General features: G+C 66.7%; 23 protein-coding genes and 3 pseudogenes. 8 read left to right on the forward strand and 18 right to left on the reverse strand.

Features of this window, described 5'->3' with window-relative positions; all coding sequences use genetic code 11:
• Window positions 1-27: 27 nt before the first annotated feature.
• The 5 genes and pseudogenes from CP958_RS05065 to CP958_RS26855 form a co-directional block, all read right to left on the reverse strand.
• Entirely contained in the window at window positions 28-930 is a 903-nt protein-coding gene (locus CP958_RS05065; RefSeq protein ID WP_096700909.1) for an ROK family protein, read from the reverse strand.
• A 3-nt stretch (window positions 931-933) separates the two neighbouring features.
• Window positions 934-2,142, reverse strand: a complete 1,209-nt coding sequence (locus CP958_RS05070; RefSeq protein ID WP_096700910.1) for a citrate transporter — start codon at window positions 2,140-2,142, stop codon at window positions 934-936.
• 115 nt (window positions 2,143-2,257) lie between these two features.
• Window positions 2,258-3,508, reverse strand: a complete 1,251-nt coding sequence (locus CP958_RS05075; protein ID WP_242442750.1) for a class I SAM-dependent methyltransferase — start codon at window positions 3,506-3,508, stop codon at window positions 2,258-2,260.
• Window positions 3,509-3,606: 98 nt separating this feature from the next.
• Window positions 3,607-3,936 (reverse strand): HD domain-containing phosphohydrolase, encoded by a 330-nt coding sequence (locus tag CP958_RS05080; protein WP_096700911.1) that lies wholly within the window; start codon window positions 3,934-3,936, stop codon window positions 3,607-3,609.
• A 54-nt stretch (window positions 3,937-3,990) separates the two neighbouring features.
• Window positions 3,991-4,305: pseudogene (locus tag CP958_RS26855) on the reverse strand (transposase); the annotation flags it as partial.
• A 6-nt stretch (window positions 4,306-4,311) separates the two neighbouring features.
• Between CP958_RS26855 and CP958_RS05090 the strand changes: the two are divergent.
• Window positions 4,312-4,707: pseudogene (locus tag CP958_RS05090) on the forward strand (integrase core domain-containing protein); the annotation flags it as partial.
• Here CP958_RS05090 and CP958_RS05095 read toward each other — a convergent pair.
• Window positions 4,653-5,201 (reverse strand): ERF family protein, encoded by a 549-nt coding sequence (locus tag CP958_RS05095; protein ID WP_242442751.1) that lies wholly within the window; start codon window positions 5,199-5,201, stop codon window positions 4,653-4,655. The pseudogene CP958_RS05090 and the gene CP958_RS05095 overlap by 55 nt on opposite strands.
• On the opposite strand from CP958_RS05095, the gene CP958_RS25765 reads away from it, so the two are divergent.
• Together CP958_RS25765 and CP958_RS05105 are read left to right on the forward strand one after the other, a co-directional pair.
• Entirely contained in the window at window positions 5,173-5,970 is a 798-nt protein-coding gene (locus CP958_RS25765; protein WP_170958839.1) for a hypothetical protein, read from the forward strand. The two genes, CP958_RS05095 and CP958_RS25765, sit on opposite strands and share 29 nt — an antisense overlap.
• Window positions 5,971-6,133: 163 nt before the next feature.
• Complete coding sequence (locus CP958_RS05105; protein WP_096700914.1) at window positions 6,134-6,838, forward strand: hypothetical protein; 705 nt, start codon at window positions 6,134-6,136, stop codon at window positions 6,836-6,838.
• 5 nt (window positions 6,839-6,843) lie between these two features.
• Here CP958_RS05105 and CP958_RS05110 read toward each other — a convergent pair.
• Window positions 6,844-7,615: pseudogene (locus CP958_RS05110) on the reverse strand (IS5 family transposase).
• Window positions 7,616-7,804: 189 nt separating this feature from the next.
• On the opposite strand from CP958_RS05110, the gene CP958_RS05115 reads away from it, so the two are divergent.
• Window positions 7,805-8,236: an NUDIX hydrolase gene (locus tag CP958_RS05115; protein WP_096700915.1), complete on the forward strand. Its 432-nt coding sequence runs from the start codon at window positions 7,805-7,807 to the stop codon at window positions 8,234-8,236.
• A gap of 56 nt (window positions 8,237-8,292) precedes the next feature.
• Here CP958_RS05115 and CP958_RS05120 read toward each other — a convergent pair whose 3' ends face one another.
• From CP958_RS05120 to CP958_RS26865, 3 genes are all read right to left on the reverse strand, one after another.
• Entirely contained in the window at window positions 8,293-9,729 is a 1,437-nt protein-coding gene (locus CP958_RS05120; RefSeq protein ID WP_096700916.1) for a DEAD/DEAH box helicase, read from the reverse strand.
• A 274-nt stretch (window positions 9,730-10,003) separates the two neighbouring features.
• Entirely contained in the window at window positions 10,004-10,942 is a 939-nt protein-coding gene (locus CP958_RS26860; protein WP_242442752.1) for an SLC13 family permease, read from the reverse strand.
• Between the two features lie 24 nt (window positions 10,943-10,966).
• A complete protein-coding gene (locus CP958_RS26865; RefSeq protein WP_242442753.1) occupies window positions 10,967-11,758 on the reverse strand; it encodes an SLC13 family permease in 792 nt (263 codons plus the stop codon).
• Window positions 11,759-11,910: 152 nt separating this feature from the next.
• Between CP958_RS26865 and CP958_RS05130 the strand changes: the two genes are divergently transcribed.
• The 3 genes from CP958_RS05130 (at window position 11,911) to CP958_RS05135 (ending at window position 12,838) form a co-directional block, all read left to right on the forward strand.
• The gene (locus CP958_RS05130) at window positions 11,911-12,354 is read left to right on the forward strand and encodes a hypothetical protein (RefSeq protein ID WP_141400422.1); all 444 of its coding nucleotides are present in this window, start codon (window positions 11,911-11,913) and stop codon (window positions 12,352-12,354) included.
• A gap of 132 nt (window positions 12,355-12,486) precedes the next feature.
• Window positions 12,487-12,612: a hypothetical protein gene (locus tag CP958_RS27320; protein ID WP_277948865.1), complete on the forward strand. Its 126-nt coding sequence runs from the start codon at window positions 12,487-12,489 to the stop codon at window positions 12,610-12,612.
• A 16-nt stretch (window positions 12,613-12,628) separates the two neighbouring features.
• A complete protein-coding gene (locus CP958_RS05135) occupies window positions 12,629-12,838 on the forward strand; it encodes a (2Fe-2S)-binding protein (RefSeq protein WP_096700918.1) in 210 nt (69 codons plus the stop codon).
• Between the two features lie 237 nt (window positions 12,839-13,075).
• Here CP958_RS05135 and CP958_RS05140 read toward each other — a convergent pair whose 3' ends face one another.
• Entirely contained in the window at window positions 13,076-14,854 is a 1,779-nt protein-coding gene (locus tag CP958_RS05140) for an AMP-binding protein (protein WP_242442754.1), read from the reverse strand.
• A gap of 181 nt (window positions 14,855-15,035) precedes the next feature.
• Window positions 15,036-16,211 carry an SGNH/GDSL hydrolase family protein gene (locus CP958_RS05145; RefSeq protein WP_096700919.1) on the reverse strand — a complete coding sequence of 392 codons (1,176 nt, stop codon included), beginning with the start codon at window positions 16,209-16,211 and terminating at the stop codon, window positions 15,036-15,038.
• 75 nt (window positions 16,212-16,286) lie between these two features.
• Between CP958_RS05145 and CP958_RS05150 the strand changes: the two genes are divergently transcribed.
• Window positions 16,287-16,688: an HIT family protein gene (locus CP958_RS05150; RefSeq protein ID WP_096700920.1), complete on the forward strand. Its 402-nt coding sequence runs from the start codon at window positions 16,287-16,289 to the stop codon at window positions 16,686-16,688.
• Window positions 16,689-16,921: 233 nt separating this feature from the next.
• Here the strand turns inward: CP958_RS05150 and CP958_RS05155 are convergent, their stop codons facing one another.
• The 6 genes from CP958_RS05155 to CP958_RS05180 form a co-directional block, all read right to left on the reverse strand.
• Window positions 16,922-19,807, reverse strand: coding sequence for a hypothetical protein (locus tag CP958_RS05155; RefSeq protein WP_242442755.1), 2,886 nt, complete (start codon window positions 19,805-19,807; stop codon window positions 16,922-16,924).
• A gap of 251 nt (window positions 19,808-20,058) precedes the next feature.
• Window positions 20,059-21,972: an ATP-dependent helicase gene (locus CP958_RS05160; protein ID WP_096700922.1), complete on the reverse strand. Its 1,914-nt coding sequence runs from the start codon at window positions 21,970-21,972 to the stop codon at window positions 20,059-20,061.
• Between the two features lie 46 nt (window positions 21,973-22,018).
• Entirely contained in the window at window positions 22,019-22,453 is a 435-nt protein-coding gene (locus tag CP958_RS05165) for a hemerythrin family protein (RefSeq protein ID WP_096700923.1), read from the reverse strand.
• Window positions 22,454-22,608: 155 nt separating this feature from the next.
• A complete protein-coding gene (locus CP958_RS05170) occupies window positions 22,609-23,010 on the reverse strand; it encodes a hemerythrin family protein (protein WP_242442756.1) in 402 nt (133 codons plus the stop codon).
• An 82-nt stretch (window positions 23,011-23,092) separates the two neighbouring features.
• The gene (locus tag CP958_RS05175; RefSeq protein ID WP_096700924.1) at window positions 23,093-24,850 is read right to left on the reverse strand and encodes an EAL domain-containing protein; all 1,758 of its coding nucleotides are present in this window, start codon (window positions 24,848-24,850) and stop codon (window positions 23,093-23,095) included.
• A 104-nt stretch (window positions 24,851-24,954) separates the two neighbouring features.
• Complete coding sequence (locus CP958_RS05180) at window positions 24,955-25,980, reverse strand: zinc transporter ZntB (RefSeq protein WP_096700925.1); 1,026 nt, start codon at window positions 25,978-25,980, stop codon at window positions 24,955-24,957.
• Between the last annotated feature and the right edge of the window lie 20 nt (window positions 25,981-26,000).

Raw genomic sequence — 26,000 nt, forward strand, 5'->3', positions numbered from 1 at the left:
TTGCACTGCAAATAATGTGGGGTTTAATCAGGTCTTATACTGACCCGGCCACAGCCATGCGGCCCCCCGCACTCCGGATGAATCGCCGTGCAGTGGCGGTTTCAGCAGGGTATCCACGTGATCGGAGAAGACGAAGCGATCCCACAGGGCGGGAATATTTCGGTAAAGGCGCTCCAGTTTGGACAGGCCGCCGCCCAGAACGACGACGTGGGGATCGATGATATTGATGACGCCGGCCAGGGCGCGGGCCAGACGGTGCTCGTAGCGGGCCAGGGCGGTCTCGGCCGAGGAAGACGTGGCGGCGGCCACCTGCTCGGCGGTCAGTCCCTCGCCATGATCGCGGGCCAGCCCCGGCCCCGACAGGAAGGTCTCGATGCAGCCCGAGCGGCCGCAATAGCAGACCGGGCCGGGACGTTCCCCATCCTCGGGCCAGGGCAGGGGATTGTGGCCCCATTCCCCGGCGATGGAATTGGGGCCGGCCAGCAGGCGGCCATGGGCGACGATACCGCCGCCCACCCCGGTGCCCAGGATGACCCCGAACACGGTGGCGAAGCCGGCGCCGGCGCCGTCGGTGGCCTCGGACAGGGCAAAGCAGTCGGCATCGTTGGCCAGACGCACCGGGCGGCCCAGGGCCGCCTCCAGGTCGCGGTCCAGCGGCTTGCCGATCAGCCAGGTGGAATTGGCGTTCTTGACCAGGCCGGTACGGGGGCTGACGGTGCCGGGAATGCCGATCCCCACGCTTGCCGTGGCGCCCAGCCGGGATTCCAGCCCCTCGACCAGCCCCCTGATGGCGGCGATGGTGCCCTCGTAGCTGCCCTTGGCCGTCGCTATCCGCTCGCGCGCCAGCTCCAGCCCGGCCGGATTCAGGACGATGGCCTCGGTCTTGGTGCCGCCCAGGTCGATGCCGATGCGTAAGGAGGGGGTGGCCATGGATTACAGCGGAAGGTCGGGATGCCAGGTGATCAGCAGGGACATGACGGCGAAGCCCACCACATAGGCCAGCACCACGTGCCAGCCGTGCTTCAGCCAGTTCACCACCGACTTGGCTTCCGGGTACATGTTGGACAGCGCCACGCCCGCCGACGAGCCGAACCAGATCATCGAGCCGCCGAAGCCCACGGCATAGGCCAGGTAACCCCAGTCGTAGCCGCCCTGCTTGATGGCCAGCGCGGTCAGCGGAATGTTGTCGAACACCGCCGAGACGAAGCCCAGTTGCAGCGTCGTCATGGCCGAGGCGGCGGGCAATTGCTCCACCGGCATCATGGAGGCGCATAGTACCAGCGACAGCAGGAACACCGAACCCTTGGCGGTTTCCGGCATGATCTCCCAATCGGGACGGCGGATCTTGACGGTGACCAGCAGAGCCACCCAAACCGCCACGCCGAGGAAGGGGAAGGCATCGGCCAGATGGGTGAAGCGGGTGTTGACCACCACATTGGTGACCATGGCCGAGATCAGGATCAGTGCCACGATGCCCACCCGCAGCCAGTCGGCGCGGGTGTGGGCGTGGCTGGTCTTGAGGATGGGGGAGTGGGCGTGCTGCTGCTTGGCGGCGACGACCCCGGTGACCAGCAGGGCGACGCCGGCCGCCGCGTAGGCCTCGAACACCTGAACCGGCGAGACGCCGGCGATCCACAGCATGGTGGTGGTGGTATCGCCCACCACCGAGCCCGAACCGCCGGCATTGGAGGCGGCGACGATGGCGGCCAGGAAGCCGATATGCACCTTGGCGCGGAACAACTGGTGGGCCATGGCGCCGCCGATCAGGGCGGCGGCGATGTTGTCGAGGAAGCTGGACAGCACGAACACCATGACCAGCATGACGAAGCCGCCCTTCCAATCGTCGGGCAGGTATTTGGGCAGCAGGACGGGGACGTGGCTCTTCTCGAAATGGCGCGACAGCAGGGCGAAGCCCATCAGCAGGCAGAACAGGTTGGCGATGGTCACCCATTCATGGCCGAGATGGCCGGCGAACCCGGCCAGACCCGGCCCGGTCTTGAAGCCGGTGACGGCGATCTTATAGAGCGAGATGCTTCCCAGCCCGGCCAGCCCGACATAAAGCGTGTGGTCGTGCAGCAGCGCCACGCCCAGCAGTGTCGCCGCGAACAGCACGAATTCGAGGGGAATGCCGAAAAGCGTCATGGAGCCACCGTCCCTGTCAGTCCGGCCGGGGTTCGTCCCCGGTCCGCCTCGACGATAACGCCACCTCGTGGCAAAGGCGAGGGCGAGGGAACGGGTTTCGGAAATCCGAACCCGATCAGATGATCCGGATGGCCACCTGCTTGGTGGCCGGGTTGACGGCGATCACCCGATAGATGGTTCCGTGGGCGGCGGTGAATTCGGCGAAGGCCCGGTACTCGTCGTCGCGCCAGGTGCGGTTGCCGATGAACTCGTCGAAGACCAGCACCGTGCCGGGCCGGATGCGGCCGGCCAGCCCCTCCAGCACCGTGCGGGCCGAGGAATAGATGTCGCTGTCGATATTGGCGAAGCGCACCGGGCCGGGATGGGCGGCGAGAAAGGCGGGCAGGGTGTCCTCGAACCAGCCGGGATGCAGCCGGGCATTGTCTCCCACCTGGGGCGGGATGCCGCCGGTGGTCAGCACGCCGGCATGGGTGGCGCCCCAGCCTTCGGGCAAGCCCTCGAAGGAATCAAAGCCGTGCACCTCCTGCCCGGCATGGGCGGCCAGCACCGCCAGCGAGGCGCCGCGCCGCACTCCGAACTCCAGCACCAGTCCGGGCTCCCGCGCCTGATCCAAGGCCCAGGCCAGCAGCGCGGCGCTCATGCCGAACAGCCGCCAGCCCTCGCCCAGATGGGGAACCAGGGCGGCGGCGGAATCCACCACATGGGCATGTCTGGCCCCGAAGGAGCGGGCCGGGCGCCCGGCCAGCACGTCGTGGGCGGCGGCCATGGCGAGATAGCGCCCGTTGGCCTTGGGGCAGGCGGCGGCGCGCTCCAGCCGGCGCAGAGCCTCGAGGGTTCCCAGCAGGTCCAGCGCCGGACCGTGGCTGCCGTACCAGGCGGCGGCCAATTGCGGGGCGCGGGCGATCAACTCGTCCCAGGCGGCCAGGGCGCGTTCGGCATGGCCCATTCCGTTCAGGCTCATGGCCCGCTCGTAGAGCATCTGGTCGGAGGGGGCTTGGGCGGCCTCGACCACGCGGACGCAGTCGTCGAAACGGGCATCGCGGCGATAGGCCCCGGCCAGCGCTTCGTCCCGCTCGGGCATGGCGGGCAGTCGCTCGAACAGGGCAATGGCCGCGCCGGGGTCGTTGGCCAGCAGATGGGCCCTGCCCAGCAGCAGTATGAGGCGGCCGTCGCCGGGAGCGCCGTCGAGGGCGCGGCCGAGATGGAGAATGGCCGCCTTGGCGTCCTTGCGTCCCAGTCTGGCCGCTCCCAGCAGGGCGTCGAGACCCGGTGTCCCCTCCGGCAGCGGCATCAGCAGCTTCAGCGCCGCATCGAACCGGCCGGCGGCGATCAGGGCGGCGGCATCGGTGAGGGGGGCGCTGTTCAACTCGGCGATCCTTAAGCCAAGCGCCGAATATCGACCAATTCCCGGCGAAGGGCAAGTCGGGCGGCCGGTTGGAGCCGGTCCATAGATTGGGCCGCTTCTCATATGGCTGAGGCGATCGGACGTTCGCACTCCGAATGGGTGCGCATGATGGCTTCCACGGCATTGATGGTGCTGAAGAAGGCATCGACACAGGCTTCATCAAAATGCAGGCCTCGCTGGTTCTGGATGTGATGGCAGGCACGGTCCAGGCTCCAGGCGGTCTTATAGGGACGGTCGCTGGTCAGCGCGTCGAACACATCGGCGAGGGCGACGATGCGTCCGGGCAAGGGAATTTCCTCGCCCCGCAATCCTCTCGGATAGCCCTTGCCGTCAAACCGCTCGTGGTGGCAATGGGCGATCTCGGCCGCCAGGACCCATTTGCGCAACATGCTCTCGTGCAGATCGAGATCCCTGGCCGCTGCCGCTGACCTGCCTTGGAAGTTTCATCCGGCCGTAAGTAGAGCCTTGGGCGAAGTTACGCCGTGTGGCGCGGTCTGAGCAATGGGGCCGGGCTCGGAGCCCCGGAGGGGCGGAGAGGCCGGCCCCATTGCTTTGAGTTTGGCAGCGTGGGCCGCCGGTGTCTGGTAGCCCAGGGCCGAGTGCGGCCTGGTCGTGTTGTAGTCGGCGACCCAGGTGGCGATGACGGCGCGGGCCTGGGCCATGCTGGTGAACACCGTTTCGTTGAGCAGTTCGTCGCGCATGCGGCCGTTGAAGCTCTCGACGAATCCGTTCTGCATGGGCCTGCCGGGGGCGGCATGCCGGAGATGATCGTGTCCGACAACGGCACCGAGTTGACCAGCAACGCCGTGCTGAAATGGGCGCAGGACCACTGCATGCAATGGCACTACATCGCCCCCGGCAGGCCCATGCAGAACGGATTCGTCGAGAGCTTCAACGGCCGCATGCGCGACGAACTGCTCAACGAAACGGTGTTCACCAGCATGGCCCAGGCCCGCGCCGTCATCGCCACCTGGGTCGCCGACTACAACACGACCAGGCCGCACTCGGCCCTGGGCTACCAGACACCGGCGGCCCACGCTGCCAAACTCAAAGCAATGGGGCCGGCCTCTCCGCCCCTCCGGGGCTCCGAGCCCGGCCCCATTGCTCAGACCGCGCCACACGGCGTAACTTCGCCCAAGGCTCTACTTACGGCCGGATGAAACTTCCAAGGCAGGTCACAGGTTCTGCCGTTGGAGGCGGCGATGGTCTGGTACTCCACCCCATCCAACCGGGGCAGCCCGGCCAACGGATCGGCGGGCTCGGATTGGGCGGATGGTGAATTGCGCCGGTTAGGCTTACCCTGCCGGGGCGTGGCCGCCTCGGCGTCGTCATCGGCCTCGCTGACCATGCCCACCAGGGTGGACAGGCCATAACGCCGCGCATAGGTCAGTGCCGAGCCGTAGCCCTGCGGGTCGTTCTTGGGCAACGGCATCACCATCAGCGACGATTGCCATTGGCCTGATCCCCCATGCACCAGCTTGGTGACCAGCCCCAGATGCCCGGCCTCCGCCGCCACCGGATATTGGGCCACCCAGACCGATTGCGCGGTCAAAGCCTCGCGGCACGCCTCGATCACCGAGTTGAGCGAGGCATAGCGGTTCTTAACAAACGGATTCTCGGCATCCTTGCAGGCGGGGTTCAGCGTCTGCTGCACCTTCACCATCGCCTTGGCTGCCGCCACAGACGGACGCATCGCGACTGTTCAGGCCGAAGGCAACGCAAAGCCTCTGAATTTTCCGAACCATGGCGTGGCCAGGCTCACGGTCGATCATTTGCGCCCGATAGCAAAGTCGGGGGACTTGGTGATCTACCCGCAATTCGGCGATCCCAGGGATGGCGATCTCGTTGTCGTCGCCGCCGGAAAACGGCTTAGGGTCGGACGAGTTCACCTCGATTCAAAGAATTCTGGGCGATTGGTTCTCGCTCCGATCAATTCCAGCGTCGCATCCCCAGCCCCACCGATTATTCTTCCCCGAGCCCATTGCGTGGTCAGGAAGATTGTCGCGGTGGCATCTTGCCAAATTCCACCGGTCGGGATGTCGGGAGCTGTCGATGATGTCATTCCCCTTGCCGCCGAGAGTGAGCTGGCTCCTTTGACTGGTGATATCGGTGCATGGGTTGTCCAAGGCGACAGCGCCAATCCCCTGGCCTTGGACGGCCAAACCATCTTTTGCGGCAAACATGAAACGACCCTATCCGGCATTAGCTCGACGGAAGGGAAGGCCGTGGTTGCCGTCCTCGATGGCCCATCAGGCGAGGAAACCTATTTCAAGCGTCTGCGTTTCAGCGGCGATCTCGCGGTCCTGGAAAATCTCAATCCCCATCACGATTCCCCGCCGATTATTGCGGGGTTCAAAACCGAGTATTCCGGTTTGAAATTGAAAGCCGTCGCACCGGTCATAGGGGTACGGCTTCAGGAATGATCGGCTTTTGTCCTGCCTGCCATCTTGGGCTCCAGGCCGGCAGAAGGCCAAGCCTTACCCTCTAACCAAGAGTCGAAACACGCACCAACGTTAATGACTGCATAACACCAATTGATTACCCTCATAAATTGGGCATATTTTAACCCACAACAAGGAGAGGGAAATGACCAGCAGGCTGCTTATCACTGGGGCCGGAGTTGATCGCTCTGTTGGAATTGAATTTCCGCTCGCCAACACCTTGCTGGCCGATGTCACAAATTACCTCAGTGGGGAGGGGAAGGGCGTCGATGCTGCACTGCGGGAAATGCTTCCCGGTTTGCGCTTCAGCTTCAACTCCATGATCGCGAGAGCCGTGGACAAGATCGCCACCCGCGAACCCCATGAACAGAAAGCTATGGTACAGCGCGTCAAAGAAGCGATTGACGGCCTACCGCCTGAAGAAGAGGCGATGCGCAAGCATGGTCTTCTGATAATTCGGCTTTTCGAGAAACTGGCGGTAATTGCGGAGAACAGCCAGCTCGACCCAGAAACTGAAGCTCTAATTCGGGAAGTATTTCCTCATGAGGCTGACGTTCTGATCGATAGCGATTCCATCCTCGACATTCACAAGCTTTCCCTGTCTGACACATTCAAAACGGTACTGAAACAAACCTTGCGAAAGGGACTGACAAGTTCCAGGCATGCCGTGGCAGCTGCGCTTGGGGCAGACATGCTCAATATCGAGACTCTTTTGATTGAGAAATTTCTTGGATTTTATAACGATAAGCCTGCGGATATAAAAAATTACATCTACATCGCGTGGTCTCTTTGGGCATTCCTGGTTCATAAGCAACGACAGGTTTTGGCTCATCACGGAGCTAGGCCGTAGACTCATTACGCGGCGCACCAAATGCGCAGGGCGACGAGCTTTACGGCGGCGAGGAAATTCCGTGGGTCTTTGTCATAGCGGGTGGCGATCCCCCGGAAGTGTTTGATCTTGTTGAAGAAGCGTTCGACCAGATTGCGCTGGCGATAGACCCAGGCGGAAAAGGCGAAGGTGCCCTTGCGGTTGGACCTGACCGGGATGTTGGCCCAGGTCTTGTTCTTCTCGGCCAAGGCCCGAATGGCGTTGCTGTCATAGCCCTTGTCGGCCAGCAGGGTTGAGCCGTCGCCCAAGGCTCCATCGAGCAAGGCTTCGGCCTCGACGCTGTCGTGGACCTGCCCGGCGGTCAGGCGCAGGGTGACGGGACGGCCTTCCGCATCGACGAGCGCAGCATGGGWSGWTTTNNNTGGTGAGNCCCCCCANGGGANCGTCCCATGCTGCCATCGTCGAGAGCCCCTTTTTTCCCGTGGCCCCGTGTTGGTGAACGCGGACACAGGTCGAGTCGATCATGATGATGTCGCCATCGTAAGCCTTGGAGATTTCCTCCAGAAGCCGGTCCCAGACGCCCGCCTTGCGCCAGCGGACGAACCGGTTGTAGCAGGTGGTCGATGGGCCGTAGCGCTCGGGAACTTCCGCCCAAGGCGAGCCCGTGCGGAACCGCCACAGGATACCGTTCAGGACCCGACGGTCATCAACCCGAGGCACGCCGCGAGGCTTGTTCGGAAGCAAGGGCTCGATGATCGACCATTCGTGATCCGTCAACTCGTACCGCCGCCGTGCCATCAATGCCCTCCGTGCCAGAGGGAATCGTTGAATCACGACGCGCGACGAAGGGGAAGCCTGTTTATGAGTTTACGGCCTAGATCAAAACAAATTCCATTGTAGGGCCACCCCATGCATCCGGCAAGCCGTCCGGAAGTGACATGGACCTCCGCAGGCTCTATTGTCCGGAGCGACAAGCCGAGGGAATTCATGTCGCGAGAATACCCCATTCACCCCCTGCCCGGCGTGCTGGCCCTGGTCGAGCGCGGCGGCCGGCTGCTCATGGTCAAGCGGGCCAAGGAGCCCGATCGCGGCAAGTGGGGCTTTCCCGGCGGGCTGGTGGAAGTGGGGGAAACGGTGGCCGCCGCCGCCCTGCGCGAACTGGCGGAAGAGACGGGACTGGCCGCCGAGGCCAGGGGCGTGATCGACGTGTTCGAGGTCATCAGCCCCGACCCGCAAGGCCGCATCCGCTATCACTACGTCCTGAACGTGGTGCGTTGTCTGTGCGCCGAGGGGGAGCCGGTGGCCGCCGACGACGCCGAGGCCGCCGGATGGTTCACCCTGGCCGAGATCACGGGCGGAGAGTTGCCGGTCAGCGTCAACGCCCCCCGCCTCGCCCGCATGGCGCTGGCAAGCCCCTGAAACGAACATGCCCGGCACAAGGCCGGGCATGACGTCATTCCAAGGCGCGAGGGAGCCTATCCCCGCGCGGCATTGCGGCTGCCGCCGGGCATGCCCTTGAAACCACCCTGGGAACGGGCGGCACCCGGCTTGCCCGCCGGCTTGCCACCGGCCGGACGGCCCGAAGCGGGCTTGCCGGCATGGGTGTGCTTGGCGCCATCGCGGCCCTTGGCCGCGTGGGAGCCGTGCTCGCCGTGGGGATTGCCGCCGCGGCTCTGCTGCGGATGGCCGCTCTTGCCACCGCCGCCGCCACGATGGGGCTGGGGCGGCTTGGTGGCGCGCGGCCCGCCGGGCAGGCCGCGGGTGGCGATGTGCGGGGCATGGTAGGCGTGCTCGTAATCCACCGGCACCGCCTGGCGGATGGTCTTCTCGATGTCGCGCAGATAGGCCACTTCGTCGCCGTCGCACAGGGAGAGCGCGATGCCCGAGGCGCCGGCGCGCGCCGTGCGGCCGATGCGGTGGACATAGCTTTCCGGCTCGTTGGGCAGCTCGAAATTGATGACGTGGGTGATGCCGTCCACGTCGATGCCGCGCGCCGCGATATCGGTGGCGACCAGCGCCTTGATGCGGCCGTCGCGGAAATCGGCCAGGGCCTTCTGACGGGCGCCCTGGCTCTTGTTGCCGTGGATGGCGTCGGCGGTGATGCCGGCCTTCTCCAGCAGCTCGACGACGCGGTTGGCGCCGTGCTTGGTGCGGGTGAAGACCAGGGCGCGCTTGACGTCGTCACCGGCCAGGATGTCGGTCAGCAGGGTACGCTTGTGCTCGCGGTCGACGAACAGCACCTTCTGGTCGATCTTGTCCACGGTGGAGGAGACGGGGGTCACCTCGACACGGACGGGGGTGTGCAGCACGGAATTGGCCAGGCCGACGATGGAATCGGGCATGGTCGCCGAGAACAGCACGGTCTGGCGCTGCTTGGGCACCATGGCGACGATCTTGCGGATGGGCTGGATGAAGCCCATGTCGAGCATGCGGTCGGCCTCGTCCAGGACCAGCGCCTCGACCGAGTCCAGGCGGATGGCGCCCTGGTCGATCAGGTCGAGCAGACGGCCGGGAGTGGCGACCAGAACGTCGACGCCGCCCGACATGGTCTTGATCTGCGGCACCATGCCGACGCCGCCGAACACCAGGGCGTGGCGCAGCCGGTAATGGCAGCCGTAGGTCTTGAAGCTCTGGCCGACCTGCACCGCCAGTTCGCGGGTGGGGGTCAGCACCAGGATACGGCAGCTCTTGGGCATGGCGCGCTTCTTGAACTGGTCGAGGCGCTGCAGCAGCGGCAGGGCGAAGGACGCCGTCTTGCCGGTGCCGGTCTGGGCCAGACCCAGCACGTCGCTGCCCTGCAGCAGGTGGGGAATGGACTGTTCCTGAATGGGAGTGGGGGTGGTGTAGCCCTCGGCCTCGAGCGCCTTCAGCAGGGGCTCGGCCAGGCCGAGTTCGGAAAACAGAACGGTCATCAGGTCTCTTTCATCAACAAGCCGTCATCCCTCGGGCCCACACGGGGCGGGGACGGACGGCAGGACGGACGACGCATGATGCGGCTCCCGTCGGGCTCCTCCCGGACGCGCGGCCAGGAAGCTATGGGCAAGGGAAAGAAGGCTCGGGGCGAAAAGGCGATCCATCTGGGGACCAAGCCGTTGCGCGCTGCCCGCGAGCAAGCCGGACGCGAATCGTCCGGACCGGCGGACCCTGCGCCTTCGCACCCGCGAAGTCAATGTAAATCGCTCGGGGCTAAATCGGCCAGAAGGTCAGGATCAGCAGGGTTCCGGACACCACGACGATGACGCTGAGCGGCAATCCCAGCCGCCAGTAATCGCCGAAGCGATAGCCGCCGACACCCATCACCAGGGTGTTGCACTGGTGGCCGATGGGAGTGAGGAAGTCGCTGGCCGCCCCCAGGGCCACCGCCATCAGGAAGGGATCGACGGCCAGACCCAGCTTGACGGCCATGCCCGCCGCCACCGGCCCCATCAGCAGCACGGTGGCCGCATGGTGGAGAAACGGCGCCAGCAGCATGGAGGCCAGCAGCACCACGCCGAGCGCCATGGGCACCGGCACCTGCGAGGCGGCCAGCGCCAGCCAGCCGGCCAGCAGGTCCGAGGCGCCGGTGCTCTTCATGGCGTCGCTGATGGGGATCAGGGCGCCCAGCAGGATGATGATCGGCCAGTGGATGGCCTCGTAGGCGTCGCGCAGCGGCAGGCAGCGCAGCAGCACCATGGCCACCGCCGCCATGAAGAAGGCCGGCGCCACCTGCAGCACCCCGAAAGCCACCGACAGCATGGCGGCGAAGGCGATGCCCACCGGCAGCCAGGCTGATTTGCGGGTGAAGGGCATGGCCTTCTGTCCCAGGGGCAGGCAGCCCAACTGGGCCAGGGTGCCGGGCAAGGTCTCGCCATTGCCCTCGACCACCAGCACGTCGCCGGCCATGAATTCGGTCTGGCGCAGGCGCTCGATCATGTGCCGTCCGCCCCGGCTGATGGCCAGCAGGGCGATGCCGTGGCGTCGCCGCATGGCGCTGCGCACGGCGGAACTGCCGACCAGCGCCGAGTTGGGCATCACCACCGCTTCCATCACCGTGGTGTCCTCGCCGCCCAGACCGCCGCCGCCCATCAGCACCAGCCCCGCCGAATCCAGCAGCGGCTTCAGCGCCATGGGGTCGCCTTCCAGCACCAGAACGTCGTTCTCGGAGAACTCTCAATGCCCGCCGGGAACATAGCGGTGCCCCTGGTCGCGGATGATCGCCGCCACGGTCACCGCGCCGCCGGAGAACAACTGCTCGAGATCGCTCACCGTGGCGCCGATCAGCGGCGAATGGGCCTCGATGCGCACCTCGGCCAGGTAATCCTCGATGCGGAACCCGGCCCCGGTCCCACTGCCCTGGCGGTCACGGGGCAGCACCCGCCAGGCGAAGGTCAGGAAACCGATGCCGGCGAGACAGATGCCCAGCCCGACGGGAGTGAAGTCGAACATGGTGAACGGCGCGCCGGTCAGGTCCATGCGCACCCTGGACACGATGATATTGGGCGAGGTGCCGATCAGGGTCATCACGCCGCCCAGCAGCGAGGCGAAGCTGAGCGGCATCAGAATCTGCGAGACGGGAATGCCGCCGGCCCGCGCCAGCCGGATGGACAGCGGGATGAAGATGGCCAGCGCCCCGATATTCTTCATGAAGGCCGACAGCACCATCACCAGCGCCACCAGGGTACAGATCAGGGCATCGGGGGATTTCAGCGCCGACAGCGGCTTCATCAGGTGCTCGATGATGCCCGAGCGCTCGATGCCGGCGCTGACCACCAGGGCGGCGGCCACCACCACCACCACCGGATCGGAAAAGCCGTGGAAGGCCTTTTCCGGCGGCACCAGCCCGGCCAAAAGGCCAGCCGACAGCGACAGCAGCGCCACCAGGTCGTAGCGCAGCTTGTCCAGGGCGAACATCAAGATGGTGGCGCCCAGAACGGTGAACGCCAGCCCCTGTTCGAAGGTCATCGGTCACCCTTCACACCATCGGAACGGCGAAGCTACACGAGCCCATGCCCGTCCGCCAGTACGGGCAGGCCCATCGGGGCATTGCCCATACACTCCATCCGGTCATAACCTATGGCGGGAAGGTCATCACAGTACCGCCAGGGAGAGTTGGCGTGGGCAAATTCGGCAAGATCACCCTGTTGACGGCGATGATCGCGGCCAGTGGCGGCAGTGTGGCGGCGGCGGCGTCACCGCAGACGCGGGTCTATTCCTCCCTATGCCGGGATAGTGCCAGCGGCGACGCCAGCGGGTATCGCATCAGGCTCCCCCCCACTGCCAAAGGACAAGACCTCTCCATCGAATGGTCCGAAGGCCCGCTCATGGGGCCGGCCCAGGCCTCGCGGGTGATCGCCGATGACGTGTCCTCGGCCCTGGAGTTCACCCTGGTTTCCGATGGGCGGCCCCCGTACACGGTACGGGGACGGATTTCCGCCAAGGCCATCGTTCTCGAGTCCTGGAACTGGGGCGACGGCCAGGGACCGATGCCCCTGGGGGCCGTCATTCCCCGCCGCACGGCCGACGACGACAGCATCGGAGATTGTCCGCGCCGGCCATAGTGCCCCCTGCCGCCCCCACGGCGGCGAAGCCCCGCTATTTGCGAATGCGTATCATCCGAAATAACTATTGGCATCAGCGATGCGAGTGATTATCATCTGCATCAGGTCATGGAACACGCCACGGAGCGTCGGATGGTTTCGGTTCGCCTGCTGGTCTTCACCCTGCTGCTCGGCCTGTGCGCCGGCACCCTGGAAGGGATCGCATCGGTGAGCGACACGGCCGATGCCGGCACCATCTGCTCCAGCACCCGGCAATAGCGCAGGAGGCACCCCTATGTATGTTTGTCTCTGTCACGGCTTCACCGACCGCCAGGTCCGCGCCGCCGTCACCGAGGGGGCCGGCAGCCCGCAGGCGGTGTTCCGCCACTTCGACTCCAAGCCGCGCTGCGGCAAGTGCGTTTCCACGGTGCGCGAGCTGGTCGACGAGGGCAAGGGCGGATGCGCAGGCGGTTCCGGCGGCTGTCCCTGCGGCAAGCGGGGCTAGAGGCGACGCGCCTCGAATATGAGGCGGGCCGCTCCAGCGCCCGTTGAGGGCGCGGCCAAGGGCGCGGATGCGCCCGCCCGGCGAGGGAAAATGATAAGGCCTATAGCGTGATGCACATTTTGGGCATTACGCTATAGAGGCGACGCGGAAACTGAAACGGGGCCTTTCGGCCCCGTTTTTATTTCGTCCCGCCCGTTGTCGTTCCGGGCGGAGTGAAGGATGGCAGCCTCGGAGCCGTCACTCGTCGTCGTAACGTCCCGGACAAGGCGGCAGGGTCGACAGGATGTCGCCGCCGTCCGGCTCACCCATGGCCTTGGCCTTCAAGACCCGGCGCATGATCTTGCCCGAGTTGGTCTTGGGCAGTTCCTCGACGAAATGGATTTCGCGCGGCGCCATGCCGGCGCCCAGTTCCTGGCGGGCATAGGACAGCAACTCGGCACGCAGGGCATCGCCGGCCTCGAAGCCGGGATTGAGCGAGACGAAGGCCACCGGCACCTCGCGCACCAGCATGTCGGGCTTGCCCACCACGCCGATCTCGGCCACCGCCGGATGGTCCATCAGGCAGCCTTCCACCTCGAAGGGGCCGATCTGCAGGCCGCCGCACTTGATCATGTCGTCGGCACGGCCTACGAACCAGATGAAGCCATCCTTGTCCCGCTTGACCAGATCGCCGGTGAAGTACCAACCGTCGCGGAAGCACTCGCCATAGCGGGCCTCCTCGCCCAGGGCGCCCGAGAACATGGAGGGCCAGCAGGTGCGGATAGCCAGTTCGCCCACCGCGTCGATATCCTCCACCGCCTTGGGCGTGCCGCCCTCGCAGCGCATGATCATCGCCTCGACCCCCGGCAGGGGACGCCCCATGCTGCCCGGCCGGCGGTCGGTGCCGGGGCCGTTGGCGATGGTGATGGCGCCGGTCTCGGTCTGCCACCAGGTGTCCAGGAAGGGCACGCCCAGCGCCTTCTGGCCCCACATCACCGCTTCGGCGTTGAGGGGCTCGCCGACGCTGGCCGCCACGCGGAGCGAATTCTCGCGGTAGGACCGCGCCAGTGCCGCGCCATAGCGCATCATGGTGCGGATGGCGGTGGGCGTGGTGTACCAGGCGGTCACCTTCTCGTCGTGCAGGATACCGTACCAGCGCCGGGGCTCCAGTTCGGCCTCGTCGGCGATCAGGGTAGCGCCGCACACCAGCGGCGCGATGATGCCGTAGGAGGTGCTGGTCACCCAGCCGGGATCGGCGGTGCACCAGAATACGTCGGCCTCGGTCAGGCCGAACACCTTGCGCCCGGTGATCAGATGGGCCAGCACCGCCCGATGGGGGTGCAGCACGCCCTTGGGCGTGCCGGTGGTGCCGCTGGTGAAGTGCAGGAAGGCCGGCGCGTCGGGCGTGGTCGCCACCGCCGCCATGGGCTGGGCCTTGTCCATCAGGGTGCGCAGGTCGGCGCAGCCCTCCAACACGGACGGTGCCGCGCCGTTCTCGCCGATCAGCAGCACGTGGCTCAATTGCGGCAGGGCGGCACGCGACGACGCCACCTTGCGGGCATAGAGTTCGTCGGACGTGATGAGAACATGGGCCTTGCCCAGTTCCAGCCGCGCCTTGATGGGGCCGGGACCGAAGGCGGCGAACAGCGGGCAATAGATGCCGCCCGCCTTCCAGATGCCCAGCGCCACGCCGTACAGGTCGGGGACCCGGCCCAGCAGCACGGCCACGGTCTCGCCCGGTTGCAAGCCCAGATCGGCCAGAACGCGGGCGATACGCCCCGATTGCTCGGCCAGTTGCCCATAGGTGATGTCGCGCCGGTCCTGACGGCGGCCCAGCCAGCGGACGGCGGTCTGCCCGCCGCGCCCCAGACCGACCAGCCGGTCGGAGCAGACCGCGCCGATGTTCAGGGCAGCGTCGGGGGCTCCCGCCAGTTCGGCCAGGGCCTCGTTCCAACGGAAAGCGGCGTCATCCCACACCCCGGCTCCACCCGCCGGAGCCGTTGCTGCAATGGTCTTGCCCGGCTTGGCCGAAACCATGCGTCCTCCCAGACTTTATCGTGTTCGACGGCCCCTTCGGGCGATCCCCCGCCCCAAGGCTCCCGCCCGTTGATTGCGGCCATTCTGTCCGCCTCGGGCGGTGTGTGCAACAAAAGGAATTGCAGAGCACCGATGCGTCAAGGCAATGAATTATGTTGCAGATTTGCTGCGCCGCGAAACACTACCGAGAGTTACCAGCGGGAAGCGTCCCGCCCTCTACCAGCACAGTGGCGATGCGTTCGCCGATGGCCTTGTTGAAGGCAGGCGAATAGTGCACCGCGTCGATATAGGCATTGCCTCCGGCCGGCTCCAACTCGGCCAGCCACAGCAGCCCCTTGTCCCACAATTGTCCGGCGGCCCTCATCTCGGCCAGACGGGGATAGCCGCGCGCCGCGTTCATGTGATAGCCCAGCGCCTCCTCCTTGACCGGGAACGGGCGCTTGCGGTTGTCGTAGGCATAGGTGGGAACCGGCTGCTGGACGAACAGCACCTTGAAGCCCAGCCGCTCGGCCATGGCGTCGATCATGCGGCGGTTGGCGTCCAGGCGGCGGATCACCGCGTCGACTTCGGCATCGGTGTCGCAGAACCGCCCCCACTCGCGCACCAGCACCGACTTGTCGCCGGCCAGATGGCGAATCATCTGCAGCACGTGCGAACGGGCCGCCAGGTCCCGCCACAGCGGCAGGCGCGACCGGGCCAGGGTGATCTGGGACAGACGCTCGTTCCAGGCGCTGCTGTCGGGCACGGCGCAGTGATAGAAATCGGCGTCGCCGTCCACGAACACCACCACGTCGGGCTTGATGCCGGCGGTCAGCAGCCGCTCCAGGGCGATGCGCTCCTGGGTGGAGTAATAGGATACCGTCCCGAAATTGAAGACCTTGACGTCGGCCCGCCCCGCCGCGCCCAGCGCCTGTTCGACATAGGCCGGGATGGTCTCGTCGTCGGCGACCCCCGCCCCCAGGGTGGTGGAACCGCCGAACACGAAGACCTTGGCCCCCTCGGCGCCCAGATCGGGACGTCCGGCGCCATTGCCGCGAACGCCGTCGTCGGAGACGGTGAAATGCTCCCCCTGATACGGTGCGGTGCGATATTCGACGAAGGGAGTGTAGACGGTATCGAACTGCCGCCACTCCTCCTTGAGGATCTTGCGATAGCGCCCCACGTCCTCGGCATTGTAGAGCTTGCCCAGGTCGGCATCGGACATTTGGGCGGCAAAGGCCGGGCGCTTGTCCCGGATCAGCTTCACCGCCCAGCCGGCCACCAGCTCCAGGCCGCCGATACCAACCGCCAGGATCAGCAGTAACAGGCCCAGGGTCGAGAACAGCCGTTGAAACGGATTGGTGCGGTTGCGGCGCATCTGAAAAGCCCTTTCGAAAGCGGCGCTTCCTGATACCTTGAACACCTACACCCGCGCAACGTGGAGACGCTATACATGTTTGAGCTGAACCCCAGAATTCAGGCCGATACCGTCCCGGTGACCGAGTGGCCGCTCTGCCGGGTTCTGCTGATGAACGACAGCAATTATCCCTGGCTGGTGCTGGTGCCCCGTCAGGCGGGCGTGGTGGAGATCACCGATCTGGCCGCCGAGGATCAGCACGCCCTGCTCGACGAGATCACCCGCGCCTCGACGGCGCTGCGCCGGGCGGTGGCCCCCCACCGCATCAACATCGCGGCGCTGGGCAACGTGGTGGCCCAGTTGCACGTGCACGTCATCGCCCGCGAGACCGACGATGCCGCCTGGCCCAAGCCGGTGTGGGGCGCCGTTCCGGCGGTTCCCTACGCGCCCGGGACGCTGGAGACGCGGCTGGCGGCATTGCGGGCGGTGCTGGGGTAGCCTTCGCTTTCACCATTCCCCCCAGCCTGATCAACGGTCGTCCGGTTTGAGTTTCGGACGGCCTTGCTACCTGCTCCGCCCTCTTGGTGTCCTTGGTGTCTTGGTGGTTTGACCGTCTTTTCCGTGTCCCCGCACGGGGGGCCAAGGCAATGACCGTTCGACGATGGCGACGCCAAAAAGCAAGACGGCGCCGGATCGCTCCGGCGCCGTCTTCATTCGACCTCGGACCGAGCCTATTCCAGGCGGCCCAGCGAGCGGGCCAGGACCAGATACAGCTTGCCCACCTCGGACGAGGTGAAGGTGCCGGTCAGCACGTCCTGGTGATCGGAATTGCGGGCCTGATTGAGCAGGGCCTCGAACTCCGCCAGATAGCGGGTGACGTATTCGCGGAAATCGCCGTCATCCTCGAACTTGTTCTTGATGGACGCCATCTGGTGCTTGTCGAGATTCTTGAGAATCTTGCGCACGAAGATGGACTGGTCGCCGGCATGGAACTCGCGCCAGGCCTTCTCGTCGATATTGGCGTTGAAGATGCGGCCGATGTCCACCGACAGGGATTGCAGCTTCTCGACGATGAAGGCGGCGTTCTGCAGGAAGTGCTCCACCGACAGCTGGGCGCGCTTCTCTTCCAGTTGCGATCCCCGGATTTCGGCCAGCTTGGAGGCGTTGACCAACTCCTCCACCTGACGCGAGAAGCTGTTGGAGAAGCTTTCGGCCTGCTGGGCCAGACGGTCGCCGGTGATGCCCAAGTCGTTGGACTTGGTGCGCACCATCTCGAAGGCGGCTTCCAGCTTGGCGCCGGTCCGCTCGGTGGTTTCCTGCATCTCGCTGGCGTGGCGGCGCAGGCCGTCGCCGGCCGAGCGCACCTGGGCGGTGATCCGCTCCGCCGAAGCGGTGAGCTCGCGGATACCGGCGCGGAGCATGTCGCCGGCGGCGGTAACCTGGGCGGCGGTCTTGTTGGAGGCTTCCTCGAAATCGCGGCTGATGCTGCGCAGCGCGTCGCCCGCCGTCTGGGACTGGGCGAAGACCTGCTGGGCGGCTTCGCCCAACTGCACCGCGTTCTGCTGGATGGCCGAGCCGAAGGCCTTGAGCACGTCGCTGGAATCGTCGGCGACGCGGGCCAGGGACTGGGCCTGGACGCGCAGCGCCTCGCCCACCGCACCGACCGAAGCCTCGGCCTGATCGGCGGAGGCGACCACCTGCTCGGTCTGCTTGCGCAGAACCTCGGTGGCGGCACGCACCCGCGAGCCCAACTGATCGGACACTGCCTGCAACTGCTCGGAACGCTTCTCCAGCAATTCGGCCACACCGGCGGAATCGCCGCTGGCCTTGGCGGCGGCGGTGGCGACGTCGGTGGTGCGCAGGCGCAGGGCCTCGCCCACCGCATCCAGTTCGACGCCGACCCGGCTCGACATGGCGATCAGGTCGTTGGTACCCTGGCGCAGGGTGTCGGCGATGGTCTTCACCTTGGCCATCACCTGGTCCGAGGTGGCGATCAGGTGGCGCGACTGCTGGTTCAGCGAGGCTTCCGACAGCTTGGACTGGGTCGACACCACGTTGGCGGCGTCGGCCAGTTCGTCGGCCTGCTTCCTGAGCGAGGTACGGATGTTCTCGGCCTGGGCGGCGGATTTCTCCGCCCCCTTGTTGAGGTCCTCGATATAGAGGCGCAGCGTCTCGGACACCTCGCGGCCGCGGGCGGTCATCTGGTCCGAGGCGGCGGCGACGGCGCGGGTCTGGCCCTGGAAGGCTTCGCCCACCTCGCGCACCCGGGCCATGGCCCGCTCGGCGGCGGCATCCACGTCGTCACGGCGCTGGACGAACACCTCGCCCACCGCACCCAGCTGGGTGGAGGCGTCGTCGGCGGCGACACGCAGGCTTTCGGCCTGACGGCCCAGGCTTTCCTCGATCTCGCGGAAGCGGCCCATGGCCTGGTCGGAGGCCGAGCCCAGCTCGCGCGACTGCACGCCCAGGGCCTCCTCGACGATCTTGACGCGGGACAGCACGCGCTCGGTGATCTGGTCAAGGCCGGTGGCCTGCTGCTGCAGCGAAGCCGAGATGCGGCTGGTCTGCTCGGCCAGACGCTCGGCGGCCTGATCCAGATCGGTGTTCTGGCGGGTGAACAGGCTTTCCAGCGCCTCGACCCGCTCGGCCAGCGAATTGGCGACCACCTCGGTACGGGTGGTGGCCTGCTCGGCCGAGCTGCCCAACTGGCTGCTCTGGCGCTCGAACATGGCGACCACCTGCTCGGCGCGCGCCACCGCCGCCTGGGAAACGTGATCCAGGGACTCGGCCTGGGTGCGCACCTGCTCGGCCACCGTGTCGGCGCGCGACGCGGCGCGGGCCGAGGTGGTGTCGATGGATTCGATCTGGCCGCGCAGCAGCTCGCCGAACTCGCGGATGCGGTGGGCCGAGGTGTCGGTGACGGTGGTCAGGTCCTGGGTCTGCATGCGCAGCAGGGTTTCCACCTCGCGGGCCCGCGCGGTGGCGCCATCGGCGGCCTGGGTCAGGCGGTCGACCTCCTTGCGGAGCGCCTCCACCGCCGTCTGGGCCTCGTCGTTGACGCGGCCGACCACTCCGGTCATGGCCTCGATCTGGGATGCCATGATCTCGCGCACCGCCTCACCCTTGGCGGCGGCCTCGGTGGAGGCCAGCGTCAGGTCGCGGGCCTGGGCGCGCAGCGACTCGGCGATGAGCGACACGCGGGCCTCGGCACCCTCGGCGGGATAGGTCAGGCGGGACAGTTGCCTGCGCATGTCGGTGGACAGCGAACGCAGCTCGCGCCCCCGGTCGAAATAGGCGATCAGCAGCCAGAGAAAGGCCAGCGGCAGGAAGGCGGCACCGACCATGCCGCCGATTTCCTGCGGCTGCATGAACAGCAGGTTGCCCCAGCCGATGGAGGTGTTGGCCCAATAGCCGGACAGCACCACCCAGACGATGGTGACCAGCAGGCCGATCATCCGGGCGGCCTTGCCGCCCGGCGCGGTAACTTCGTCACCCGACGGCAGCGGATCGGGGCGCAAGACGGCCAGGGGCGGCGCCAGGGAGGCCGCCGTTTCCCTTGCCTCGGCCTCGGTGGCACCCGTCCCCTGCGCCACCGCTTCGGTCTCGCCTCTGGTCATGTTTGTATCGCCCATGAGTCCGCCCTGACCTTCGTGAACATTCACCACTCGCCGTCCGCCGGGACCTCCGGCCAACGCAGGAAGCGCGGACGGATCGCAGCAAAAAAAGCGGCGCGATAAAATATCGCCTCCGCATCGTCCTCCCAGAACTTGGGCGGGACTTGCCCCCTCCCCCCGGACCTTGGACAGCGCTAGGCAGGATGCCTTGTTCACGGGGGAAAATCAAACACTCCCTACCCCTGACCAAGGCCCTATCCCCGGGTTCGCGCCAAGGGGGGCCGCCCCTTGCGCATCCCGGCGGAAACCTTCAGTTCCGGGCGCAGCCTGAGCGGCTTCTCCGCCTTTTCCGGCGCCACCGGCCCGGCATGCAGACGCGTGCGGCTCAAGGTGTCGTGATAACGGATCTGATCGGTGTCGAGACCCGCCAGCATTTCAGCAATATAGGGTGACGGCGCCGCAGTCTTGCGCCGCTCGGCGGCGAAGGAAAGCACCAGCCAGCGCTTGGCCCGGGTGGCGGCCACGTACATCAGGCGGCGCTCCTCCTCCAGATCGGGCGAGGATTCGTGAGGCATCAGGTCGGCCTCGCAGCCGGCCACCACCACCGCCGACCATTCCAGCCCCTTGGCGCCGTGAATGGTGGACAACACCACGGCGTCGCCGCCGGTCTCGGCGCGGCGCAGCGACCGGCGCTGCTCTTCCATCCTGGCGATGAAGGCGGCGACGTTTTCGCATTCGGCGGCCAGATCGGCGGCGGTGAAGGCCAGATCGCGCCATTGCAGCCCCTCCTCCCCCGGCGGCCGCGCCGTGGCGGAAACCAGCCGCCCCACCTGACGGCACAGAGCCGGCCAGGGCACGTCGGCGTCGATCTTCTCCGGTGCCTGACTCAACAACCGGTCGACACGCTTGCCGTGACCCAGCATGGCCCTGGCATCCATGTCATGGGGGGCGGCCAGCAGGCGGGCCAGCCCGGCGACCAGCCGCACCGGCCCCAATTGCCAGAACTCGCCGGCGCCACGCACCACCAGGGGGACGCCGGCCTCGGCCAGCTTGATCTGGATGCGCGAGCCCACGTGACCGGCGCGGTAAAGCACCGCCATCTCGTGCCAGGGCATGCCGCGCCCGGCCAACCCCTTCACCACGCGGAGAACGTAATCGGCCTCGTCCTCGTCGTCGTCCAGGCCGGCGATGGTCAGGGCCAGGCGCGAAGCGCTGTGCGGTTCCTGATCCTTGACGTGGCGACGACGGTTGCCGCCGATCAGGGCGGCGGCCGCGGCCACGATGGTGGCGGTGCTGCGGTAATTGCGCGACAGGCGATAGAGGGCCGGGTCGGGCCACGCCGCCTCGAACCCCAGGATGAAGGCCGGGTCGGCGGAGCGCCAGGCATAGAGGCACTGGTCGTCGTCGCCGACCGCCCACAGCCGGGCGCCCTCGGACCGCAGCAGGCGCAGCATGCGTTCCTGGGCGGGATTGATGTCCTGGTACTCGTCGATGAGCAGATGGTCGAAGAAGCCGGCCAGACGCGCCCGATAGGCCTCGTCGGTCTCCAGCCCCCGCACCAGTTCCATGATCAGGTCGCCGAAATCGAAGCCGCCCTCCTCGGCCAGGGCGCGCTGATAGCGGCCGTAGGCCTCGGCGGCCTCCAGCAGGGCGGCATCGTTTTTGGCCTTGGCCTCGGCCAGCGCCGCCGCCGGGTCCATCAGCCGGTCCTTGTAGGCGCCGAACACATCGGTGGGCTTGCGGACGTCATCGCCGAGGTAAAGGCGATGGCGGGCGATCACCCGCGAGCAGGCCTGCTCGTCGAACACGCGAAAGCGCGGGCAGCCCGGCGGCGGATGGCGCTGCAGCAGCCGCAGCGCCATGCCGTGCAGGGTGGCGATGGGCATGCGGCGAAAGCGCTCGGCGTCGAAGTCCTGGCCCCGTTGCTCCAGCCGGCGGCCGATGCGGCCGCGCAGTTCGTCGGCGGCCCGCGCCGTGAAGGTGGAGACGAAGATGCGGGCCGGCTGCGCGCCCTGGCCCAGCAGGTGCACGTAGCGCCCCACCAGGGTGGTGGTCTTGCCGGTACCCGGCCCGGCCAGGACCAGCACGGATTCCGCCTCGGCCTCGGCGGCAAGGCGCTGTTCGGGATCAAGGGGGGATTCGGCCGCCGCCGGGGCAGGTTCGCTCATGGCCGGCAGAGTAGCGGCGCGGCTCGGAGGTTACAACGGCTCTACGCTATCTCTTAGGCTCCAGCACCCGGCGGGTCACCGCCCAGCGGCCCAGCGGACGGTCGCAGCGTTGGGCGTGCTCCACCACCCAGTGGGCGATGAAGTCGTGAACCTTGGCGGCATCCTTGTCGGCACAGACCTGGGCATGCAGCATCACCCCCAGATGGTCCAGCAGTCCGGCATGGTCGTCCAGATGGCGCCGCGCGTCGGGATAGTCGAATTCCGTCATCACCTGTTCCTGGTGGGCGAAATTGCGCTCCACGTAACGCATGATCGCCTGGATGCGCGCGCACCGGCTGAAATCGCATTCCCCACGTCCGGCGGCGCCGCGACGGCACTCCACCCCCGGCTGGAACACCCGTCCCAGCAAGAAGCGCAATCCCTCGTTTCCGGCATCGATGCTGGGAACTCCGGTCTCGTGACCCTGAGTAAGGGGTGCCATCGGACCTCCTCGCCACCCGGGAATATTCTTATTTTTTATGCGGGAAAACATAGCAGGGCAGCCTTGAAATATCAATCAAGGGTCTATATGCAACAATATTTTTGCAGGTGCGAAGAGAGACTCGCGGCGGACTTGTCCAGGCCCCGGCGACCGCCCTACTCGCCGCCGCCGAGGAAGGGCCGGTACTCGAAATCCTCGATTTCGATGTGATGCACCAGCCAGCCGGTCAGGAAGCCGTGGAGTTCCCGGGCGACCCGCTCCACATTGGCGACGGACAGGGCTGCGGACATATCGGCCACCCGCATGGCGATGGTCCGATGGGAATGGCGGTGCAATTCCAGGAAAGGAAAGCCGGCACGCTCCATCATCTCTTCCTCCTCGGAGAAGTGATAGACGATGTAGCGGTTCAGTTCGACGAACACGGCCTGGACCGCATCCAAGGCCAACCCCGCGCCGGCCATGGCATCGATCCGTGCCAGCAGATCGAACAGATGGCGATGGTGCGCATCCAGCGTGGGCTCGCCGACACTCAGGTTTTCCGTCCACGCCAACACCATCCACCCCCAAACCTTTGCCGGGCTTCATTAGGCCCGGCGGCGGTGGAATTCAACATGCGAGTCGTGACTGTTTAGACCGGCTTCAGCCTCCGGATGCGGCGCCGGTTCCGTTGCCGAAGAACAGCAGGCCGTTGCGCCACTGGATCAGCGGCGTCGCCCAGGGAGCCCGGCTGCCGTGGTGCCGCCGCGACGGCTGCATGGGCTTGCCGAAATAGTACCCCTGGCCGTAGCGCACGTTGTAGACGCGCAGCAGATTGGCGGTGGCCTCGTCCTCGATATGCTCGGCGATGGTGGCGACCCGCAATTCGCGGCACAACTGGGTGATGGCGCGCAGGAAGGGCAGCGATTCCCCCTTGCTCGCCGCCTCGCGCACATAGGAGCCGTCGATCTTGACGTGGTCGACCTTGAGGCCGCGCAGATAGTGGAAGGCCGCCGCCCCGGCGCCGAAATCGTCGATACCCACCGGATGGCCGCGCCCGCGGATTTCCTGGATAACGGCATTGGCCGCCACCAGATCGGCGATGGCCGAGCTTTCCGTCACCTCGAACAGCAACCGCCCGCGCAGGTCCGAGGCGCCGTGGATCAGTTGCAGCAGCCTTGCCGCCATGCTGGGGCTGGACAGCGAGCGGCCCGACAGGTTGACGGCGAAGCGCAGGCTGGGCTCGGCCCCCACCCCCTTGCGCATGAACTCGATGGCGCGCGAGCAGATGGCCAGGTCCAGTTCCCCCACCAGGCCGGTATCCTCGGCGAACACCACGGTGCTGTAGGGGGAGTTGCCGTCCTCGCCAAAGCGCACCAGGCATTCGAAGTGATGGACCGCGTTGCTCCACAGATCGACGATGGGCTGGAAGTGCAGTTGGAAGTCGCCCCGGCCGATGGTCCGCTTGACCTCGCGCATCTTGGCCACCGTCTGCGACAGGGTCGGGCGCGCCATGGCCGACAATTCATGGATGGTGGCGTCGCTGTCGTTGGTGAAGCGGTTGAGCGTGTAGATCAGGGCGCTGGTCGCCTCCTGCGCCGAGATGCCGCCGCCGTCGATGGCCAGCGAAGCGGATTCGGGATGCATGGGGGCGCCCATCACCGACCGGGCCAGACCGCTGATGGCCGCCTCGATCTCGCCGGCGTCGACGTCTGGGCCGTGGATCACACCGTATTTGCTGTTGCCCAGATCGGCGGCGGCCCCGCCCCCCACCGAGCATTGCCGCAGGTAATCGGTGAAGCGGGCGATGAAGTCGGCGGTGGCCTCGGCGCCGACCTTACTGCGCAACTCGGCCAGTTCCGGCAGGTCCAGCAGGGTCATGCGGTAGGATTCGTCGCCGTCCTTGGCGCTTTCCTTGATCAGGTCGCCGGCCAGGGCCTCGAAGCCCTCGCGGCCCAGCAGGCCGGTCTCGCTGTGGCGGACCGTCGGCGACATCAGGGTGCCGGAATGGGTCAGCACCAGCAGCAGGCGGTCCTGGCGGTCGGGATGGGGATAGCCCGACAGCGCCACCGGGGTGCTGCCCCCGGTCGGCAAGGTGACGTGCAGCAGGACGTGGCGGACCCGGTCGCCGCCGGCCATGCGCTTCAGGGCGTTGCGGACACGGGACTGGTCCTCGGGACGGATCAGCTCGGCCAGGGTCATGGAGGCCAGCAGGCGGGCTGGCCGGCCCACCAGCGACATGGAGGCGCCGATGGCGAAGACGATGCGTCCGGAATGATCGGCTTCCATCAGCAGGTCGGCGGCGGCGAAGGCGAAGGCGACATAGGCCTCCTGCGGCTGGCCCAGTCCGGAGCCGCCCTTACCCTTGCGGCTGGGGAAGGACCCCACATCCTCCGCTCCGCGATCATCGGCCTTCGTCATCTGTCCCCGCGTCCATTGTCGGACCGACCCCGCGGCTACCATAGGCAAATCAGCGGATTTACAAACGTGACAAATAGAAACGAATTATCGCGAAGCACTTCGGCCTACAGCCACTTGATCCATTTGAGGATCAGATAGGTGATCGGCATCATGCCGATCACCGCGCCGCACAGGATCAGGAAGGCCATGGGCTCCTGCGATCCGGGGATACCGCCGATATTGGTGCCCATCATGCCGGCCAGCAGGCTGGGCGGCAGCACCATGGCGGCCAGGGCGGTCAGGCGGTTGGAGGACTGGGCGGCGCGCTCGGCCACCAGATTGGTGAAATCCTCGTGCAGGATGGTGGCGCGCTGGCGCATTTCGTCCAGATCCTCGATATGGCGGAGCAGACGGTCGTTGACCTCGCGCAGGCGCATCTTGGCCTCGGGGTCGAGCCAACTGGCGTCGTCGTGACGCAACCGGTAGAGGGCATCGCGCTGGGGCGCCAGATAGCGGCGCAACTGCACCACCTTGCGCCGGGCCGAGGCGATGTCCTCGCGCAGGTCGGTGCCGGCCAGCCCCTCGCCGATGCGGTCCTCCAGGTCCGAGATGCCATCCTCGATCTCGTCGGTGAGAATCCCCAGATGATCGACCACCTTCTCGGCGATGCGGGCCAGCAGGGCGCCGGCGGTACGCGGCCCCTTGCCCATCATCATGGCCAGCCGCAGATCACGCAGGGCATTGAGCGAATGAGCCCTGTCGCGCAGCGAGATGCAGCGGTCGGCCTCGATCCACATGTGAACGGGCACCAGTTCGGTTTCCGCCGTCGGGTCCTCGCCCTCGCCGACCCGCGCCTTGTTGACGCCGCGCAGCACCACCATCAGGGCGTCGCCCACGTCCTCGACCCGGGGACGCGATTCCTCGGCGGTCAGCGCCATGGCCACCAGGGGATCGACGCCGGAACGCTCGCACAGCCAGTCGCGGGCCTTGGGCTCGTCCCGTTCGAGATGGACCCACAGGAAGCCGTCGGCCGGCCGCCAGGTCTCCACCTCGGACCAGCGCAGGTCGCGGACGCCACCCTCGGGGCCGATCAGCATGGCGAAGCGCAGGCCCGGTTCCAGCCCGGCGTGAAGTTCCTGGTCCATGGACATGCCGGCCCCTCCTGCCTCGC

The organism is Magnetospirillum sp. 15-1 (assembly GCF_900184795.1).
Taxonomy (GTDB): domain Bacteria; phylum Pseudomonadota; class Alphaproteobacteria; order Rhodospirillales; family Magnetospirillaceae; genus Phaeospirillum.

Bases quoted from the DNA above. Each gene is read 5' to 3' on its own strand.
- CP958_RS05065 (WP_096700909.1), bottom strand. From the start codon at position 930: ATGGCCACCCCCTCCTTACGCATCGGCATCGACCTGGGCGGCACCAAG.
- CP958_RS05070 (WP_096700910.1), bottom strand. From the start codon at position 2,142: ATGACGCTTTTCGGCATTCCCCTCGAATTCGTGCTGTTCGCGGCGACA.
- CP958_RS05080 (WP_096700911.1), bottom strand. From the start codon at position 3,936: ATGTTGCGCAAATGGGTCCTGGCGGCCGAGATCGCCCATTGCCACCAC.
- CP958_RS05105 (WP_096700914.1), top strand. From the start codon at position 6,134: ATGACCAGCAGGCTGCTTATCACTGGGGCCGGAGTTGATCGCTCTGTT.
- CP958_RS05115 (WP_096700915.1), top strand. From the start codon at position 7,805: ATGTCGCGAGAATACCCCATTCACCCCCTGCCCGGCGTGCTGGCCCTG.
- CP958_RS05120 (WP_096700916.1), bottom strand. From the start codon at position 9,729: ATGACCGTTCTGTTTTCCGAACTCGGCCTGGCCGAGCCCCTGCTGAAG.
- CP958_RS26865 (WP_242442753.1), bottom strand. From the start codon at position 11,758: ATGACCTTCGAACAGGGGCTGGCGTTCACCGTTCTGGGCGCCACCATC.
- CP958_RS27320 (WP_277948865.1), top strand. From the start codon at position 12,487: ATGGTTTCGGTTCGCCTGCTGGTCTTCACCCTGCTGCTCGGCCTGTGC.
- CP958_RS05135 (WP_096700918.1), top strand. From the start codon at position 12,629: ATGTATGTTTGTCTCTGTCACGGCTTCACCGACCGCCAGGTCCGCGCC.
- CP958_RS05140 (WP_242442754.1), bottom strand. From the start codon at position 14,854: ATGGTTTCGGCCAAGCCGGGCAAGACCATTGCAGCAACGGCTCCGGCG.
- CP958_RS05145 (WP_096700919.1), bottom strand. From the start codon at position 16,211: ATGCGCCGCAACCGCACCAATCCGTTTCAACGGCTGTTCTCGACCCTG.
- CP958_RS05150 (WP_096700920.1), top strand. From the start codon at position 16,287: ATGTTTGAGCTGAACCCCAGAATTCAGGCCGATACCGTCCCGGTGACC.
- CP958_RS05155 (WP_242442755.1), bottom strand. From the start codon at position 19,807: ATGACCAGAGGCGAGACCGAAGCGGTGGCGCAGGGGACGGGTGCCACC.
- CP958_RS05160 (WP_096700922.1), bottom strand. From the start codon at position 21,972: ATGAGCGAACCTGCCCCGGCGGCGGCCGAATCCCCCCTTGATCCCGAA.
- CP958_RS05165 (WP_096700923.1), bottom strand. From the start codon at position 22,453: ATGGCACCCCTTACTCAGGGTCACGAGACCGGAGTTCCCAGCATCGAT.
- CP958_RS05170 (WP_242442756.1), bottom strand. From the start codon at position 23,010: ATGGTGTTGGCGTGGACGGAAAACCTGAGTGTCGGCGAGCCCACGCTG.
- CP958_RS05175 (WP_096700924.1), bottom strand. From the start codon at position 24,850: ATGACGAAGGCCGATGATCGCGGAGCGGAGGATGTGGGGTCCTTCCCC.
- CP958_RS05180 (WP_096700925.1), bottom strand. From the start codon at position 25,980: ATGTCCATGGACCAGGAACTTCACGCCGGGCTGGAACCGGGCCTGCGC.